The 18,203-nt window shown below is 27.3% G+C and carries 11 protein-coding genes and 1 other RNA gene; 7 read left to right on the top strand and 5 right to left on the bottom strand.

The window, feature by feature from the left end; translation table 11 throughout:
- Positions 1–1,733: 7TM-DISM domain-containing protein (locus B5464_RS14295; RefSeq protein ID WP_079738940.1), on the bottom strand; the 1,733-nt coding region annotated here is incomplete at its 3' end.
- 94 nt (positions 1,734–1,827) lie between these two features.
- Here B5464_RS14295 and B5464_RS14290 point away from each other — a divergent pair.
- The 3 genes from B5464_RS14290 to B5464_RS14280 all read left to right on the top strand — a co-directional run bounded on the left by B5464_RS14290 (position 1,828) and on the right by B5464_RS14280 (position 10,080).
- The gene (locus B5464_RS14290) at positions 1,828–2,229 is read left to right on the top strand and encodes a helix-turn-helix transcriptional regulator (protein WP_079738939.1); all 402 of its coding nucleotides are present in this window, start codon (positions 1,828–1,830) and stop codon (positions 2,227–2,229) included.
- A gap of 69 nt (positions 2,230–2,298) precedes the next feature.
- Positions 2,299–8,265 (top strand): T9SS type A sorting domain-containing protein, encoded by a 5,967-nt coding sequence (locus tag B5464_RS14285; protein WP_079738938.1) that lies wholly within the window; start codon positions 2,299–2,301, stop codon positions 8,263–8,265.
- Positions 8,266–8,370: 105 nt separating this feature from the next.
- Complete coding sequence (locus tag B5464_RS14280; RefSeq protein ID WP_079738937.1) at positions 8,371–10,080, top strand: toxin-antitoxin system YwqK family antitoxin; 1,710 nt, start codon at positions 8,371–8,373, stop codon at positions 10,078–10,080.
- On the opposite strand, the gene B5464_RS14275 is transcribed toward B5464_RS14280, so the two are convergent.
- A complete protein-coding gene (locus B5464_RS14275) occupies positions 10,077–12,530 on the bottom strand; it encodes a TonB-dependent receptor (RefSeq protein ID WP_079738936.1) in 2,454 nt (817 codons plus the stop codon). The two genes, B5464_RS14280 and B5464_RS14275, sit on opposite strands and share 4 nt — an antisense overlap.
- Before the next feature lie 7 nt (positions 12,531–12,537).
- Positions 12,538–14,238, bottom strand: coding sequence for a M23 family metallopeptidase (locus B5464_RS14270; RefSeq protein WP_079738935.1), 1,701 nt, complete (start codon positions 14,236–14,238; stop codon positions 12,538–12,540).
- A gap of 148 nt (positions 14,239–14,386) precedes the next feature.
- Here B5464_RS14270 and B5464_RS14265 point away from each other — a divergent pair, with 148 nt between their 5' ends.
- The 4 genes from B5464_RS14265 (at position 14,387) to rny (ending at position 16,776) form a co-directional block, all read left to right on the top strand.
- Entirely contained in the window at positions 14,387–14,677 is a 291-nt protein-coding gene (locus B5464_RS14265) for a hypothetical protein (RefSeq protein ID WP_077809393.1), read from the top strand.
- A 13-nt stretch (positions 14,678–14,690) separates the two neighbouring features.
- Positions 14,691–14,981 (top strand): cell division protein ZapA, encoded by a 291-nt coding sequence (locus B5464_RS14260; RefSeq protein WP_077809392.1) that lies wholly within the window; start codon positions 14,691–14,693, stop codon positions 14,979–14,981.
- 54 nt (positions 14,982–15,035) lie between these two features.
- A non-coding RNA gene (ssrS, locus tag B5464_RS14255) (6S RNA) lies at positions 15,036–15,162 on the top strand.
- Between the two features lie 48 nt (positions 15,163–15,210).
- The gene (gene rny / locus B5464_RS14250; RefSeq protein WP_077809391.1) at positions 15,211–16,776 is read left to right on the top strand and encodes a ribonuclease Y; all 1,566 of its coding nucleotides are present in this window, start codon (positions 15,211–15,213) and stop codon (positions 16,774–16,776) included.
- A 49-nt stretch (positions 16,777–16,825) separates the two neighbouring features.
- Here rny and xerD read toward each other — a convergent pair whose 3' ends face one another.
- The gene (gene xerD / locus B5464_RS14245; protein ID WP_079738934.1) at positions 16,826–17,722 is read right to left on the bottom strand and encodes a site-specific tyrosine recombinase XerD; all 897 of its coding nucleotides are present in this window, start codon (positions 17,720–17,722) and stop codon (positions 16,826–16,828) included.
- Between the two features lie 71 nt (positions 17,723–17,793).
- Entirely contained in the window at positions 17,794–18,165 is a 372-nt protein-coding gene (locus B5464_RS14240) for a TM2 domain-containing protein (RefSeq protein ID WP_079738933.1), read from the bottom strand.
- Positions 18,166–18,203: the final 38 nt, after the last annotated feature.

The following is an 18,203-nucleotide window of genomic DNA, read 5'->3' as shown; positions in this document are numbered from 1 at the left end:
CTTTCTCTTATACTATTTAAACCGAAACTTGTATCGGAAATTTTATCAGTATTAAAGCCAATACCATCATCTTTTACTTCTATAAAAACAACTTTATTTTTTTGTTGATGAATATTGATATTAATTATGGTTGATTTAGAATGTTTTATTGCGTTGGTAGTTAATTCTGATATAATTCGATAGATATGAACACATTTGTCTTGTGGTAAATCTATACCGTCTAGATTAAAGTTATGTGATATTTTCTGATTTGTAAGTTTATCTAATTTTTCACAAAATTCTATCAAACTAGAAATAAAGTTTTCTGAATTGATTTTAGGAGCATACAAACTGTTTAGTAAATATCTATAGTCTTTATAGAAAGCATCTAAAATTTCTTGTACTTTTTCTGGTGTATTGTCTGCTTTTTGTAAAAGTCTAAGTTTTAAAGCTTCTAAATATCCGCCAAAGGTATCATGCACATTATTTACAAGTTTGTTGCGTTCTTGTTGCTGTACTTCTAGGGTTTTATTTTGAAAGTTATATTTAAGTTCATCACTAACTTTTTTCAACTTAAAATAACTTCTTTGAGTATCTATAACAGTACCAAAAATATAGCGCGTAAATAGCAAAATTTCTAATGATAGTGCTAAATAATAAATATTTGGTCCGCTATATTTAATTGCTAATGTATTTTGTACTTCCGGGTTCATAATTTGACCATTTATCACAGCTAAAATCGGTACAATAAAAGCTATAACTAAGTATAAAGGTAATTGTTTCTTAATTGTTAAATAGATATGATTTAAAACCCAAATAAACGCGATTATCTTTAAAACCGTCCAAACATAAAGATATAAGGTTATGAATCCTCCGAAGAAAAATTTATAAACATAAAGTAATACAAACGGAATTGTTAAGTATGCGCCCCATTTAAAAATTCCTTTTGATATTTTTTGATTTGCATTTAATTTATAAAAATTTAAATAGAATAAACCCATGCATAGCACACCAATTGTTTGGCTAAAACTTCTAACATTGTTAATGAAAAATACGCTATCAGACCAAATATATTGTACTCCTAAGCCTTTGCCTGCCAAAAATTCGAAAAATACAGTAACTATGTAAGCTGCATAAAATAAAACAGCATATTCTTTTTTTAATACTGCAAAAAAGACAAGTATAAGAGTCATGCTTATTAAAAAAGCTATAAAAAGTCCGAAATAAAAATATTCTGATTGTACTCGTTTTAAAAAATCATTTTCATTTTCTAAATAAAGAGCCAATCTAGTTCTACCAGTGCTATTTTTTATTCTTAAAAAAACATCAGTTTTTAAAATGCTATCGGTTTCAATTTTCCAAACTGGATTTCTGTAAAAAATATTTTTATGCGGAAAAAGTTCATTGTAAGAAACACTAGAAAGAGTATCTATTTTATTGCCTTTTTTTAAATAAACTTTACCAAAATCTAAATAAGTATTGGCAATTGTAAAGTATTTTTTATCTATTTTTTTTGAAGTATTGTCTAAAGAGAAATGATACCAAAACGTTTTACCGTTTAAAATTTTGTAAATTTTTTGATTTTCTTCTTTTTGAAATTCACCTGATTCATAATTGTGTATTATCTCTAAAATTGAAAGATTTTGCTCTTTAGTGTCAAAATATTTTAAATCATCATAAACCGATTTTTGTTTTTCTTGAGCACTAATAAAACTAAAAATATGAATAAAAAAGAGGAGAGTAATTTTTTTCAATGGGTTCTAAAGTTCTAAAAGACAATACTAAAGTATGGTTTTTTTTTAAAGAACTACAATTAATTTTACAAAGCTTATAAAATGCTTAAAAAATATGGGGGTAGTTAAATTATTTGATAAGTCAAATTTAGAATTAATTTCAAAAAAGGATAATGAATCGATAAATAGAAAATTATCTATTAGCTTTATTAGAGACTTTCTTTTCTTTTTTAATATCAAACAAGAAGATTTGCCAAAATTAATTTCTTATTCAGAAGAATTAGAAAGAAATAGACAGTTTGTACTTGAAAATAAAAAATATTTTGAAACATTAACTTGTAAAGAAAAAGAGGTTTTTACACTTGTAATTAAGGGAAAATCCTCTTGTGAAATTGCAAATAGTTTATTTATAGAAACATCAACAGTTTCTACTCATAGAAAGCGAATTAAGCAAAAGTTGAATTTAACCTCAATATTCGATTGGTATAATTATGCGAAAGCTTTTGACTTAGTATAATTAAAAATTTTCCCAAAATCTAGAATTACTAGATTTCTTTATCAATAGTTATTATGAAAAAACAGTAAAATGAAAACAAAATTATTTTTATTATTAGTATCTATCTTTAGTCTTAACATGTTTAGCCAAACTGTTGCAATTCCAGACACAAATTTTGAACAAGCTTTAATTGATTTAGGTTTTGATTCTAATGGATTAAATGGAAATATATTAAGTTCGGATGCACTTTTAATTGACAGTTTAAAAATTGAAAATCCGTTAGAAAACGAATTAACACCAAATGTTTTAGGAAAAATAACAGATATTTCTGGTATTGACTCAATGATAAACCTAACTTATTTAGATGTAAGAGAAAACGAAATTACTACAGTAGATTTATCTACAAATACTGCTTTAGTAGATGTTAGTATTGGTACCAATTTATTAACCACAATTGATGTTAGTAATAATACCAATTTAGTTTCATTATTTGTAAATGAAAATCAATTAACTTCTATAGACATTTCTAATAATAACTATTTAGAGCGATTAGGTATAATGAATAATCAAATATCTGCTATTAATGTATCTCATTTAGTAAATTTAAAAGAGTTTTATGCTCATGGAAATCAGTTAACAAACTTAGATGTTTCGAGTAATATAAATCTAGTTGTTTTAAGAGCTTATGATAATTTGTTATCGAGTTTAGATGTCACAAATAATATTTTATTAGAAACACTTCGCATAGATAATAATCATCAATTAAACCCAAATAATACAATTTCTACATTAGATTTATCTAATAATGTCAATTTAAAAGACCTAAGATTTTCGAACAATCCTATAAATTCTATTGATGTCAGCAATAATGTAAATTTAGAATTCATTACTTTTTACGGAGTTGGTATTTCTTCTATAGATTTATCTAAAAACATAAATTTAAAACGTATTTATGGTGGATTTAATGGTAATATGTCTGCTATTGATATTAGTAAAAACACAGAATTAGAGTTTTTTACTTTTGTTGATAATAATTTAACGAGTTTAGATGTTTCTAATAATAGTAAGTTACAAGTATTAGTTATAGATAACAATAATATTTCGAATTTAGATTTTACAAGCTTATCAAATTTATATTGGTTTTCTATTGAAAATAACGATTTTACTAGTGTTGATTTATCTGATTTAGATAAATTAACAAACTTGTATTTAAACGGAAACAAGCTTTCGAATTTAGATATTAGTAATAACCTATTATTAATTTCAGATCCGGAAATAGCAAGCGTTACCCTACAAGAAAACGAAAATTTATCGTGTATTCAAATTGCAGAATCACAAGTTACAACAACATGGCTAAAAGATGAAAGCGCTGCTTTTAGTTTAGATTGCTTTGCTACAGAAGTTACCGCTATTCCAGACACAAATTTTGAACAAGCTTTAATTGATTTAGGCTTTGATTCTAACGGATTAAATGGAAATATATTAAGCTCGGATGCACTGTTAATTGATAGCTTAAAAATTGATGATAAAGAAATTTCTAGTTTATCTGGAGTTGAAAAAATGTCTAACTTAATTTATTTAAGGGCAAAAAATAATAGTTTAACTGCTATTGATGTTACAAAAAATGTAAACTTAAAATATTTAAATTTAGATGGTAATAACTTGTCTGAATTAGATGTTACTAAAAATATAAACTTAGAATTAATTAGTCTATTTGGCGGAAGTAGTGGTTTAACAAGTGTAGATTTATCTATGAATGCCAATTTAAAAAGTGTCTATTTAACAACACTATCAAATTTAGAAACTGTAACCTTTGGTAACTCACCAAACTTAACTTTTATACAATTAGCTTACAATAAAATAACAATGCTAGATTTAACCGGTTTACCAAGTTTAGAAACTTTAAGAATACCGAATCAAGCAATGACAAGTTTAGATGTTTCTCAAAACCCAAATCTATCCATATTATGGGCTTCAAACAATGCTATTACAGGTAATTTAGATTTAACTAATAATTTATCTTTAACACAACTTTTAGTGAACGGAAACCAAATAACTGGTTTAGATGTTTCTGAAAATAGTGCATTAACATTTATAAGAGCACACAATAATCAAATTGCAACAATAGATGTAAGCGCAAATGTAAATTTAGAATACTTATGGTTGGGTGGTAATTTTGAAGACTTAGGTGGAAGCTTAGAAACGAATACAATTAGTGCTTTGGATGTATCAACAAATACAAACCTAAAAGAGTTAATACTTGCAGGATTAAATTTGAGTTCAATCGACGTTTCTAATAATACAAATTTAACCTTGTTAAATGCGAATTCCAATAATTTAACAAGTTTAGATATTGCTATAAACGATACTTTAGAAGTTTTGGCTTTTGGAAATAATCAAATTGCAACAATAAATGTAACAGATAAACCTAGTTTAAAAGAATTGTATGGTTGGAAAACAAATTTAACACAACTAAATTTAGATAATAATACAAAACTAGAAAAGCTTATAATTTTTGATACCAAGCTTAACAATATCGATCTTTCTAATAATTTACTTTTAAAAGAAATAGACATTAATCAAGTTAAAAAAACAGGAACTTTAGACTTATCTAAGCATACAAAATTAGAGTCTTTTGTAATTGCAAATACGCTGTTAAGTGGACTAAATTTAAGAAATGGCCATAATTCAAGTATAACATATGCAGAAATTACAGATAACCCTAATTTAACTTGTGTTACTGTTGATGATGTTAGTTATGCAAATTCTAATTTTACAAATATAAGCAACGGAATCGTTTTTAATACAAGCTGTGGTATTTCTGATGATCTTGTTTCTGTACCTGATGCAAACTTTGAACAAGCTTTAATCGATCTTGGTTTTGATTCTAATGGTTTAAATGGTACAATACTAAAAACTGATGCTGTTTTAATTGATAGCTTAAAAATTGGAAATCCTTTAGAAAATGAATTTACACCTAATGTTTCAGGAAAAATAAAAGATATTTCTGGTATAGCTTCAATGACAAGTCTAACTTATTTAGATGTTCGACAAAATGAAATTTCAACTGTAGATTTATCAGATAATACTAGTTTGGTTGATGTAAGTTTGGGTGAAAATCAATTATCAACTATAGATGTTTCTGCTAATGTAAATTTAGCATCGTTATTTGTAAATGACAATCAGTTAACATCAATAGATGTTTCCAATAATTCTGCTTTAGAACGTTTAGGGATTATGAGAAATCAGTTTACATCAGTAGATGTTTCTACATTATTAAATCTAAAAGATTTATTTGTTCACGGTAACCAGTTAACAAGTTTAAATACTTCAAACAACACAAAACTAACTTGGTTATATGCATCAGATAATCCTTTTTCGAATGGTTTAGATCTTTCAAATAATACATTATTAGAAAGGTTATATGTCTTGAATAATCAGTTATCATCTTTAGACGTAACAAATTTGCCAAATCTAGAATTTCTTTATGCGAGTGCAAACCTTTTTACAAGCATTGATCTTAGCAATAACACAAAATTAGAAAGACTTTCTATTTTTGACGGTAAATTAACTGCATTAGACATTACTAAAAATACTGTTTTAAGTGATTTAAGAATCTATAATAATCAGATTACTAGTTTAGATTTAACAAATAATCCTGAATTAATTATTACGTGGATTGAGGCAAATCAATTAACAGAAATTGATTTAAGCGCAAATACCAAAATAGACAATTTAGCTATTGGTAATAATCCTATTTCTTCTCTAGATGTTTCTGCTCAAACAGAAATGAGAATTTTAACAGCAGAACAAACAAATATTGGTTCAGTTAATCTATTTAATAACCCTAATTTATTAGAAGTTTGGTTAGCAGATAATTCTAACCTTACTCAAATGGATTTTTCTGCACAAACAAAAATGTATCGATTAGGGATTTACAATACAGGTATTTCTGAATTAAAATTAGGTAAATCTCCAATAACTAGTTTATTAGCAGGTGATAATCCTAGTTTGTCAAAAATAGATTTAAAAAACGGTAATAATACAAGTCTAACTGAATTTGATGTAAGCAATTCTCCAAATTTAACATGTATACAAGTAGATGATGTAACTACTGTGTCATCAAGTTTTCCAGCAGTTAACGCATCATTATTTAATATAGATTGTGGTTTTGTTACAGAAGATATAGTTAATATTCCGGATGTAAATTTCAAATCTGCTTTAATTTCTAATACTTTAATTAATTTAAATAGCGATAATGAAATTCAGGTTTCAGAAGCGCAAGCTTTTTCTGGTGGTATTGTTGCTAATGATAAGGGAATTGAAGATTTAACAGGAGTAGAAGCGTTTGTAAATATTACTACTTTAGAAGTTAGAAATAACTTATTAACTACTGTAGATTTATCAAATAACACAAAGCTTAAAATTTTAAGTATTGATCAAAATCAACTTAGTTCGTTAGATATTAGTAGTTTAATTGATTTAGAATATTGTTATGCAGGCGAGAATAAAATAACAACCATAGATCTAACAAATAATGTTGCTTTAACCAGATTATGGTTAAATATAAATGAGTTAACATCAATAGATATTTCTAAAAATACAGCTTTAGAATCATTACAATTAGATTGGAATTTCGGTTTAACAGCAGTGGATTTTTCTAATAACTTATCTTTAAATAGAATCCATTTATGGAAAACAGCAATTAGTACAATCGATGTTTCTATGCTACTAAATCTAGAAAGATTATATGTGTCTGAAACTAATATTACTTCATTAGATATTTCTAAAAACACAAAATTGTATGATTTAAGAATGGGAGATAATACTATTACAAATTTAGATTTTTCTAATAATGTAGAATTAACAAGAATTGATGTAATAAATTCTGGCTTAACTTCTTTAGATATATCTAAAAATCCAAAGCTTAAAATTTTAATTGCAAGTGATAATGCTTTAACTGGCTTAGATTTAACAAACAACACGCTATTAGAAGAGTTATATTTAGGGAATAATAACATTGTAAATATTGATATTAACCAAAATACAGCATTAACTAAATTATATTTAAATGATAATGCGCTAGAAAGAGCTTATTTAAGAAACGGCAATAATCAATCTATTGTAGAATTCGATATTAAAAATAACGAAAATCTTAGTTGTATCGCTGTTGATAATGTTGTTTTTTCTGATGAAAATTGGTTAGAAAAAGATGCAACGGCAAGTTATAATATAGATTGCGCATCAGAATGGGAAGTTTATACTACCGATACAAACTTAGAAACGGCTTTGGTTACTTTTGCTGGCTTAGATGATGATGGTGACGGAGTTGTAACCTACGAAGAGGCGCAGGCTTTTACAGGTGATTTAGATTTAAGTGGAAGAAATATAACTTCCGTGCAAGGTTTAGAAGCATTTACAAACGCTGCGAGTATAAATATTTCTGGAAACAGTATTACAGATATTAGTAGTTTATTAAATGCAAATGCAGTTGTAGTTTCATCTAGAATAACAGGTGAGAGAAGAAGTCTTTCTGTTAATAATAATTTAAAAGTTTTAAATGTATCAAACAATTTAATTGAAGCTATAGACATTTCTAAATTAACAAGTATAACAGATTTAATTGTTAACAATAACAACTTAAGTAGTTTAAATTTAAAAAATGGTGCTAACAGTACTTTAGTAAATTTTGATGCTACCGGAAATCCGAATTTAACTTGTATTGAGGTTGATGATGTAGATGCTGCAATTAATAATACGAATTGGAAAAAAGACAAAGAAGCAAATTATAACCTTTCTTGTAAAGTATTGTCTGTAGATAATCAGTTTTTAAAAGATAATATTACCATTTACCCAAACCCAGCAGAAGATTACATTACAGTATCATTATCTAATGGCTTATTAGTAAAATCTATAGAAATGTATAACTTGGTAGGTAAAAAAGTTTTAAAATCTAAAGAAATAGATTTAGATATATCGCGCTTTTCAAGCGGAGTGTATTTTATTAAAGTAATTACAGATAAAGGTACATTAATGCAAAAGCTTCTTAAAAAATAGAAAAAGGAAGATAGTATATTAATTTAAAACGAGTTGACGAAAGTCAATTCGTTTTTTTATTTTTGAAAATAATAAATCCTGTTACAAATTATAACTTATTCTTTTATGCCAATATTTCACAAAAAAATAATTTACTTATTCTTTATCGTTTTTACTTTAACTATTAACTCTCAAGTTAAAAAAATAAATTACAATGACGGTAAGTTATTTGGTGAAGGTAAAATGATTGATGGTAAAAAAGAAGGTGAATGGGTTTATTATCACAAGACAGGTGAAATTTTAGCGAAAGGTCCTTTTAAAGAAGGAAAAGAAAATGGTTATTGGGAAGGATATGTACCTAAAGGAGATATTTATTTCAAGGGAAATTATATAAACGGAAACAAAGTAGGAACCTGGTTACAAGGAAATAGTGTTTTTTTAGATTATTATATTGAAAAAAAATATTCAGACAACGGAAAAGAAATTGAACCAAATAAATTTAAAGCTGTTTACAAGTCTGGTAAAATATATGCTACATGTAATTTAGTTGATGAGGATTTTGATGGGCTGTTTAAACGTTTTTTTGAAAATGGTGAAATAAAGGAAGAGGGAAAATATTCTAAAGGAGAAAGAGCAGGAGAGTGGAAGAGTTATTTTGACAACCATCAATTAAAAACCATAGTAACATTTGTCGATAATAATGAAGAAGGCTTATATTTTAATTATTACAGAGACGGGTCGCCAAATTTTATTATAAATTATACTAAGGGAAAGTATAATGGTGAATATCTAGAGTTTTTTGAAGACGGTTCTCTTAGAGCAAAGATTAATTATGTTAATGGTGATAAGGACGGTACTGCTTTTAAATATTTAGAAAAAGATAAATTATTATTCAAGGGGATTTATAAAGGTGATGAAATAAGCGGACAGACTGCAGAGTATACATACCATAAAAATGGTAAACTAAAGTCTAAAATAGAATATAATGAGCACGGTTACAATGGAGAGTATTCTTATTATTTTGAAAATGGAAAACCTGAAATTTTAAAAAAATATAAAAATGATGAGTTAGATGGTTTACAGAAAATATTCTTCAAAAACGGTGCATTAGAAGAAATGACTAATTACGTAAATGGTAAAAAAACAGGTTATCAAAAAGAATATCATTATAATGGTAAATTAAAGAAAAGTGTTAACTATTTAAATGGCAAAATTACTGGTTCATATAAAGAATATTATTCAGATGGATTAATTAAAGAGTCAGGTAATTATACCTCTGGTAAAGAAAATGGTACATTTAAAATATATTACAAAAGTGGTAAACTTAAAAAACAAACTAAATTTATAAATGGTTTAAGGAACGGAGAATGCAAAATATATTATGAAACATTATCAGGAAAATATTTTCTAGATGAAAAAGGAAGTTATTTTAACGATAAAAAAACAGGTACTTGGTACGATTATTTTGATAGTGGTGAAATAAAATCTAAGTTTATTTACGATAAAGGTTCTTTAACAAAAGAAATTCATGCAGTAAAACTTGTTATTCATAATAATACAAATCAAAAAATTCAATTACTTTTAAGACATAAAAATACTAAAGACCAATGGGAAACAATCGGTTGGTTTCACTATAAGCCAGGGGAAAAGAAATTGTTAAGGTATTTATTAGATCCTAAGTTTCTTTATTACGCAAGTTCTTTCAATGATAAAATGTTTTGGAGGGGAGATCAGACTAGACAATATAAAGGAAAATCTTACAAAATGAAAGTAGTCAATATAAAACCCTCTTTATTTTTAAGTAAAAAAGGTAATTTTGAATTAACATTAAATTAATTAATTTTAATTCTTATTTTAAAATTAAGAACTCTTCCAGTCATAAAATTAGGAATCCCAAATTGATTTTTAGAATATACATCTCTAACCCAAGTGTTGGTTATAGAATTCTGTATATCAAACATATTAAATAATTCTAAACCAGCTGTTAATTCTTTAAAATTAGATAACCAGCCAGTTTTATATTGTTTGTTTGCATCTGTAAAAACATAAGAAATTCCTAAATCTGCTCTTTTGTAATCACGAAGGCGTTCTTGAAATTGATATACATCTGCGTAAGCTGGCGCGCCACCAGGAACACCTGTGTTATAAACTAGGTTTAAATAAGCTTTTAAATTTGGTAGATTTGGCACATAGTCTTGAAATAAAACAGCAAATTTTAATCTTTGGTCTGTTGGTCTAGAAATATCACCTCTATTTTCTATGTTTTCTTCTGTTTTTAAATAACCTAAACTCACCCAACTTTCACTTCCAGGTACAAATTCACCATTTAATCTTAAATCTATTCCGTGAGCAAAACCTGTTGTTAAATTATCTGCTCTATAACGAATTCTAACATTATCAACAGAATAAGCATTGATATCATTTAAATTTTTGTAATATAATTCTGATGTAAGCTTAAAAGGTCTTCCCCATAAATCAAAACTATAATCCATACCTGCAACTAAATGTATAGATTTTTGAGCTTTTACATTCTCATTTATAGTACCGTTAAAATCTTTTAATTCTCGATACGAAGGTGGTTGAGAATACCAACCAGCCGCAAATCTAAAAAGCATATCGTTATGCCAATTAGGTTTAATTGAAGCTTGAATTCGAGGACTTATGGTTGTTTGACTTTTAGAAGTTTTAGAGCCAGATTTAACACTCCAATTATGTGCTCTTATTCCAATATTATACCAAAATTCACTGTCGCCCATAAATAAACGCTCATTAAACTGAACAAAACCCGAAACTCTATTTATAGATACATTATTATCTTTTCTAATATTTTGAAATGGTGTAATTGGTCCTTCAAAAGATTCATAAGGTTGATTATTTGAAATATGATTTGGTGGTCTTACAGAGAATCCTAAAGAATCAATAACTTCCCATTCTCTTATTCTTTCTCTAACATCTTCATGTTGATATTTAATACCAAAATTTAATTGTTGTCGGTCTTTTTTATAAGTTCCTCTTAGTTGAACATTATTAATCAAAGCATCTAAATCGTTTCTAGCATGATTTAATTGTGATCCAATTCCTTGGGAAAAATCTACTTCACCAAAATTTTCAGAGCCAATATTAGCATCAACTTCTCCTAAATTGTAAGAAGCCGCAATATCGTAATACTCTTCTTCTTGTGTGTTGTATGAAGAAATTGTACTTGTGAAAGATAAATTTTCATTTACAGAAACATCTGCAGACAAAGCATTAAAAAGCGTTAAATAGTTGTTTTCTTCTTTTCCTTCATAAAAAACAATTAATTCTAAAGGATTTGCAACAGTACCGAATCTTGTTCTTCTAGATATTGGTTGATAATTGTAATTGTTTAAAGAAAAGTTACTCAGATAGTTAATACTAACTTTGTTGTTTACTCTATACGTGATATAAGATTGTAAATCTGTAAATTTTGGTCTAAAGTTTGTTTCAATTTGTTTACTGTTTACAAACAAGCTATTATCTCTATATCTTAAACTAGTGATTAAAGTTAATTTATCATCTAAAAACGGACTTTCGAAAGTTAAGCTACCACCTAATAAACTTGCATTTATAGTAGTTACGGTTTCCGTTGGTTTTTTGTATGTAATATCTAGAACAGAAGATAGCTTGTCACCATATTTTGCTTGAAAACCTCCTGCAGAAAAATCTATATTCTGAACCATATTAGAGTTTATAAAACTTAGCCCTTCCTGCTGACCAGATCTAACCAAAAAAGGTCTATAAACTTCAATTCCGTTTACATAAACAAGGTTTTCATCAAAATTACCACCTCTAACATTATATTGTGTACTTAACTCATTGTTATTATTTACTCCAGGTAAAGTCATTAAAATATTTTCTACACCTGCATTGGCGCCAATAATATTTTTTGCTTTGTTTACGTCAATTTTAGTGATTCCGCTAGCAGCTTTTCTATTGTCTTTTACAACCACTTCTTGTAACGATTCTGTTTTAAGAATTAAAGTAGGAGAGTAGCGAATTGCATTTCTACTTTTTGCCGTAATTTTATGAAAAATAGTTTTATAACTAATATGACTAAATTTTAAAGTAATTTCTTTCTTATACGGTATTCTAATTGAGTAATTACCATTTTTATCAGTAATGGTTCCCTTTGATCCATATTCTACAGATACGTTTTCTATAACAGTTTTATTAGTGTCTTTTATGGTACCTTTTAATATGGTTGTTTTCTGAGAAAAAACAGAAAGCGGTAAAAATAATATGATAAATAGTAAATCTCTTTTCACGAATAATTTAATTTGTTTGTTTCTTAAAAAACGTTGCAGAACGCTCTGTAGTATTACCTACATTGTCAGACACTATAATTCTAAAATTATGCTTGCTTCCAATCAATTTATTGTCATCAAAATTATATGTTAGAATTCTTCTTTTATGATTAAATTGCATTAAAACCCATTTACCATCTATAGTTGCATGCCAGTTTTTAATACCAGAACCAACATCAGAAATTTTGACTTTTAAAGTATTGAATTTCGATATCCATTGATTATTTTTAAAATACAAAATATTAGCCTTAGGTTTTTGATTGTCAGAAACTAAAGAGTATTTACCTAAAGTTTTTGTTGTTGTGTAAAAAGTACTGTCTTTTTTTCTGGTATTTGTGTACCTAGGATATTTTTGATTTTCAACATTAGCAATATATAACTTTTCTTTTTGTGCTTTTGTGTATTTAGAAACATCAAAAGTTAAGGTAAAACTTTTATCTAAAGGTACTGTTTTGTCGTGTATTTTTGCAATGTTGTTTTCCACCTTAAAATCTAAATAGATATCATCATAAAAGCTGTTTTTAGGGAAAGCAACAGTTACATTTTTGTTTGTAAATTTATGAAATTTATCTGCAGTAATTTTATAAATGGTAGTGTCTTTTTGTTTTTTGAAAATAGCATTACTTTTTTTACCAATTACCGGAATTGTAACAGTGCTTGTATTTCCTTTAAAATCTTTAGCTATTATTTTTACGGTATAATTTAAACCATTTTCGATGTATATTTCGCCTTTATCAACCAGATCTTGATAAATTGATAATTTATTGTTTTTTACTTTAAATGTTTTCTGAATTCGACTCCTATATTTTTTATAATACGCGTAATCTATTAATAAATTTAAATATTTGCTTTCAGAAAAAGAAAAAGTTTCTACATCGTGATAATAGTGTCTTTTACCATTAACTAACATTTCTAAGCTATAAATCCCGTTTTTATTTAAAGCCTTATTTAGTCTATCAAAAACATTGATACCAAAACCAATACGCCCACTTGCAAAGATTCTATTTGTTGTGTATTTACCATTACCAATATTTTTTACAGCGATTTTAAAACTATTATTTTGCTGATTAATTCTTGACTCTTCATTTAAAGGATAAACTTGTAAGGATTGAATTGTAGGTGATTTGGTATCGTCTACATGTAAACCAAAAAATAAAGGGTTAATAACGTTTTCTGATTTTGTATTTCTAATTTCGAAGTGTAAATGTGGGCCACCAGATCCGCCAGTATCACCAGAATAGGCAAGTAATTCGCCCTTTTTTAAGACAAATTTGTTCTTTTTAGGGAATAAATTACCAGTTTCATAATTTTCTTTCTTGTATTGTATAGATTTAACGTATGCTTCGATATCTGGATTAAATTTACTCAAATGACCATAAACGGATGTATAACCATTAGGATGCGTAACATAAATAGCTTTACCATAACCATATTGTTGCACTTTAATTCTAGAAACGTATCCATCTGCAACTGCAACAACTTTTAAACCTTCTTTACCTTGCGTTTTAATATCTAAACCAGAATGAAAATGGTTGCTTCTTAATTCGCCAAAAGTACCAGATAAAACAATTGGTATATTTAAAGGGTTTCTAAAATAATCTTTGGGATATTTATCTTGAGCTAAACTAAAAAGCGGTAGTAATAAGAGTATAAATAATTTCTGTTTCAAAAAATGTGTTTTTTTTGTGTAAAAATAGTAAAAAACATCATTTTACTAATTAGCTAGTAGCCAATAATTTATTAAAATATCAATTAAATGTTGTAATATTTAAAACAGAACGTTAACTTTGTGTGTATAGTTTTATTCTAAAAATTTTATGAGTAATACCTTAGAAGCAATTCATTTACTGGAAGATAAGTTAAAAAACTTACTTTCTAATTATGAATTTTTAAAAAAAGAAAATGAAATATTGCTTCAAAGTGCTACAAAATATCAGCAAAAAATTTTAGAACAAGAGCAAATTATAAAAAATCAAAAACAAGAATTTGATTTATTAAAAATAGCAAAAACTATAGACGGCAGTAATACAAATACAAGAGATACAAAACTCAAAATAAATACATTAATTAGAGAAATCGATAAATGTATTATTCAGTTACAAGAATAAAGTTCTTTAAATTGTGGATAAATTAAAAATTAATATAGTTATAGCTGGTAGAACTTACCCTTTAAGTGTTAATAATACTAAAGAAGAAGAAGGTATGCGAAAAGCAGCTACAGCAATTAATAAGTTAATTTCTATGTATGAGCAAAATTATGCAGTAAGCGATAAACAAGATGTTTTAGCTATGTGTGCTTTACAGTTTGCTTCTAAATTAGAAATATCTACATTAGAAAAAGGTTCTGAAAATACTGAAACAATAAATAAATTAAGAGAATTAACCAATTTGGTTGATACTCATTTAAAATAAGTTCTTTAAAATACATTAACAACACACTGCCTACGTTAGTAAATTGTTTGATAAACTCAACAAGTATCTATTATAAAGGATAAGTCTCGGTTGCTAAAGCATGCCACTATTACTATTTATTTAGTATTTTAGGTGGATCCTTGATCAGCTGGTTAGTCCTAAACCTGTAATAATGGAGTTTATAAAAACCAAACTAGCGTAGGCTTTTTTTATATATTAAAATTAAATTATGGATGGAATGTTACTTCCCATTATTGTGGGAATTATTGGAATTGCAGTAGGTTTTTTTATTGCAAAATCAATTGAAAAATCAAAAGGGAAAAAGCTTTTAAATTCTACAAGAAAAGAAGCTTCAGCAATTATTAAAGAAGCTAAAATTGATGCAGAATCAATTAAAAAAGATAAAATTTTACAGGCTAAAGAAAAGTTTATAGAACTTAAGTCTGAACATGAAAAAGTAATTTTAGGAAGAGAAAAGAAAATCTCTGATGTAGAAAAAAGAATTAGAGATAGAGAATCTAAAGTAGCATCAGAAGTTGATAAAAACGTTAAGTTAAACCGTTCTTTAGAACAGAAAGAGAAAGACTTTAACCATAAATTAGATTTCTTAGAGAAAAAAGAAAATGAGTTAGAAAAGATGCACAAGCGTCACGTAGATATGTTAGAGCAAATCTCTGGTTTATCTGCAGACGAAGCTAAAAAAGAATTGGTTTCTTCTTTAAAAGATGAGGCGAAAACAGAAGCAATGGCATTTATTCAAACCTCTATAGAAGAAGCTAAATTAACAGCAGAACAAGAGGCTAGAAAAGTTGTTTTAGGAACTATACAAAGAGTAGGTGTAGAGCAAGCTGTAGAAAACTGTGTTTCTGTTTTTAACTTAGAGTCTGATGATGTAAAAGGAAGAATTATTGGTAGAGAAGGTAGAAATATTAGAGCTATTGAATCTGCCACAGGTGTAGAAATTATTGTTGATGATACGCCAGATGCAATTATTTTATCTTGTTTTGATCCTATTAGAAGAGAAATTGCTCGTTTATCTTTACATAAATTAGTTACAGACGGTAGAATTCACCCAGCTAGAATTGAAGAAGTTGTAAGTAAAACCGAAAAGCAAATTACTCAAGAAATTATAGAAGTTGGTAAAAGAACGGTTATAGATTTAGGAATTCACGGTTTACATCCAGAATTAATCAAGGCTGTTGGTAGAATGAAATATAGGTCTTCTTACGGTCAGAATTTATTACAACACTCTAGAGAAGTTGCTAATTTATGTGGAATTATGGCGGCAGAAATGGGCTTAAATCCTAAAGTTGCAAAACGTGCTGGTTTATTACACGATATTGGTAAAGTACCAGATGCAGAAAGTGAATTACCACACGCATTATTAGGTATGCAATGGGCAGAAAAATATGGTGAAAAGCCAGATGTTTGTAATGCTATTGGAGCACACCACGATGAAATTGAAATGAAAAGTTTAATTTCTCCTATTGTACAGGTTTGTGATGCTATTTCTGGTGCAAGACCAGGAGCTAGAAGACAGGTATTAGATTCTTACATTCAGAGATTAAAAGATTTAGAAGATATCGCTTTTGGTTTTACTGGTGTTCAAAAAGCATATGCAATTCAAGCAGGTAGAGAATTGCGTGTTATGGTAGAAAGTACAAAAGTTAACGATACAAAAGCCTCTGAATTGTCATTCAGTATTTCTCAAAAAATACAAAATGACATGACATATCCTGGTCAAGTTAAAGTTACTGTAATTAGAGAAACTAGAGCTGTTAACGTAGCTAAATAATTTTTTCTAATTTATATTATAATTTAAATCCCGCTTTTGGCGGGATTTATTATTTTCTAGGATGATATGTTTCTACAACTTCTTTTAAGTATGATCTGTCTAAATGAACATATATTTCTGTGGTAGTTATACTTTCGTGTCCTAACATTTGTTGTATAGCTCTTAAATCTGCACCATTTTGTAATAAATGTGTTGCAAAAGAATGTCTTAAAGTGTGCGGACTAATTTTTTTATGTAAACCAATATCTGATGCTAACTTTTTTAGTATCATAAAAATCATTTGTCTAGTTAAAGCTTTTCCTCTTCGAGTTAAAAATAAAGTATCCTCATATTCCTTTTGAGGTTTTATATGGACTCTAATTTGATTTATATAAATTGAAATGTATTTCTGAGCTTCTTGGTGAATTGGAACAAATCTTTCTTTATTTCCTTTACCTAAAACTCTTATAAATCCTTCTTCAAAAAATAAATCTGAAATTTTAAGTGTTATCGCTTCACTTACACGTAATCCGCAGCTATAAATTGTTTCTAAAATTATTCTATTTCTTTCTCCTTGAGGATGACTTAAATCGATTGCAGATATCAATAAGTCGATCTCTTCTTGCGATAAAGTATCAGGTAATTTTCTTCCTATTTTTGGTGTCTCTAATAAATCTGTCGGATTTGTTGTTCTGTAGTCTTCAAATATTAAATAATCAAAAAAACTTCTTAAACCAGAAATTATTCTAGCTTGACTTCTAGGGTTAACCTTTTTAGCAACATCATAAATAAATAATTTTATTGTCTCAGCATCAATTGTAACAGGGGTGTTCACAATATTATTCTCTGTAATAAAGGAATATAATTTTTCTAAATCTTTTGTGTAGCTTATAATTGTATTTTTAGAAAGACCTCTTTCTATTTTTAAATACATTTGATAATCTTTAATTGCGTGTTGCCAATTCATGACGTAAATTTAGTAAATAAAAAAACCATCCAAATAATGGATGGTTTTAAAAATTTATAAAAAACCTATTCTTAAATAGTTTTAGAATAACTTCCGTTTTTTGGCTGTAAATCGCCTGTAATTATTAAAATTAAATCAATAATATACCAAATTCCAAAACCTCCTAAAGTGATTAATTTTAAAACTCCCAATAAAGTGTATCCTAGATAAAATCTATCTACACCTAATCCTCCTAAGAAAAGAGATAATAATAGAGCTGTTACTTGGCTTTTACCAGAATTAGCAGCTGCTGCATAAGTTGTTACTTCTTTCTTTTCTACTTTATTGTCTTTAATCACTTCTACAATTTTCTTAGTTTTTTTTACAGGGAAAGATGCATGTGTATTAAAAGAAAAAGCAAAGAATGCAAATAATAGTGTGTAAATAGTTAATGATTTTTTCATGAAGTTTGGTTTTTTTTAAGTTATTTGTGTCAAATATA

It is taken from the genome of Polaribacter sp. KT 15 (assembly GCF_900143115.1).
Classification (GTDB): Bacteria; Bacteroidota; Bacteroidia; order Flavobacteriales; family Flavobacteriaceae; genus Polaribacter; species Polaribacter marinaquae.
Note: the sequence above shows the minus strand (reverse complement) of the source record. Positions and strands in the feature narration are given on the sequence as shown.

What these genes read in the sequence shown, in the direction of transcription:
- xerD (WP_079738934.1), bottom strand. Translation starts at nt 17,722, where the DNA reads ATGAATTGGCAACACGCAATTAAAGATTATCAAATGTATTTAAAAATA.
- B5464_RS14240 (WP_079738933.1), bottom strand. Translation starts at nt 18,165, where the DNA reads ATGAAAAAATCATTAACTATTTACACACTATTATTTGCATTCTTTGCT.
- B5464_RS14265 (WP_077809393.1), top strand. Translation starts at nt 14,387, where the DNA reads ATGAGTAATACCTTAGAAGCAATTCATTTACTGGAAGATAAGTTAAAA.
- B5464_RS14285 (WP_079738938.1), top strand. Translation starts at nt 2,299, where the DNA reads ATGAAAACAAAATTATTTTTATTATTAGTATCTATCTTTAGTCTTAAC.
- B5464_RS14290 (WP_079738939.1), top strand. Translation starts at nt 1,828, where the DNA reads ATGGGGGTAGTTAAATTATTTGATAAGTCAAATTTAGAATTAATTTCA.
- B5464_RS14280 (WP_079738937.1), top strand. Translation starts at nt 8,371, where the DNA reads ATGCCAATATTTCACAAAAAAATAATTTACTTATTCTTTATCGTTTTT.
- rny (WP_077809391.1), top strand. Translation starts at nt 15,211, where the DNA reads ATGGATGGAATGTTACTTCCCATTATTGTGGGAATTATTGGAATTGCA.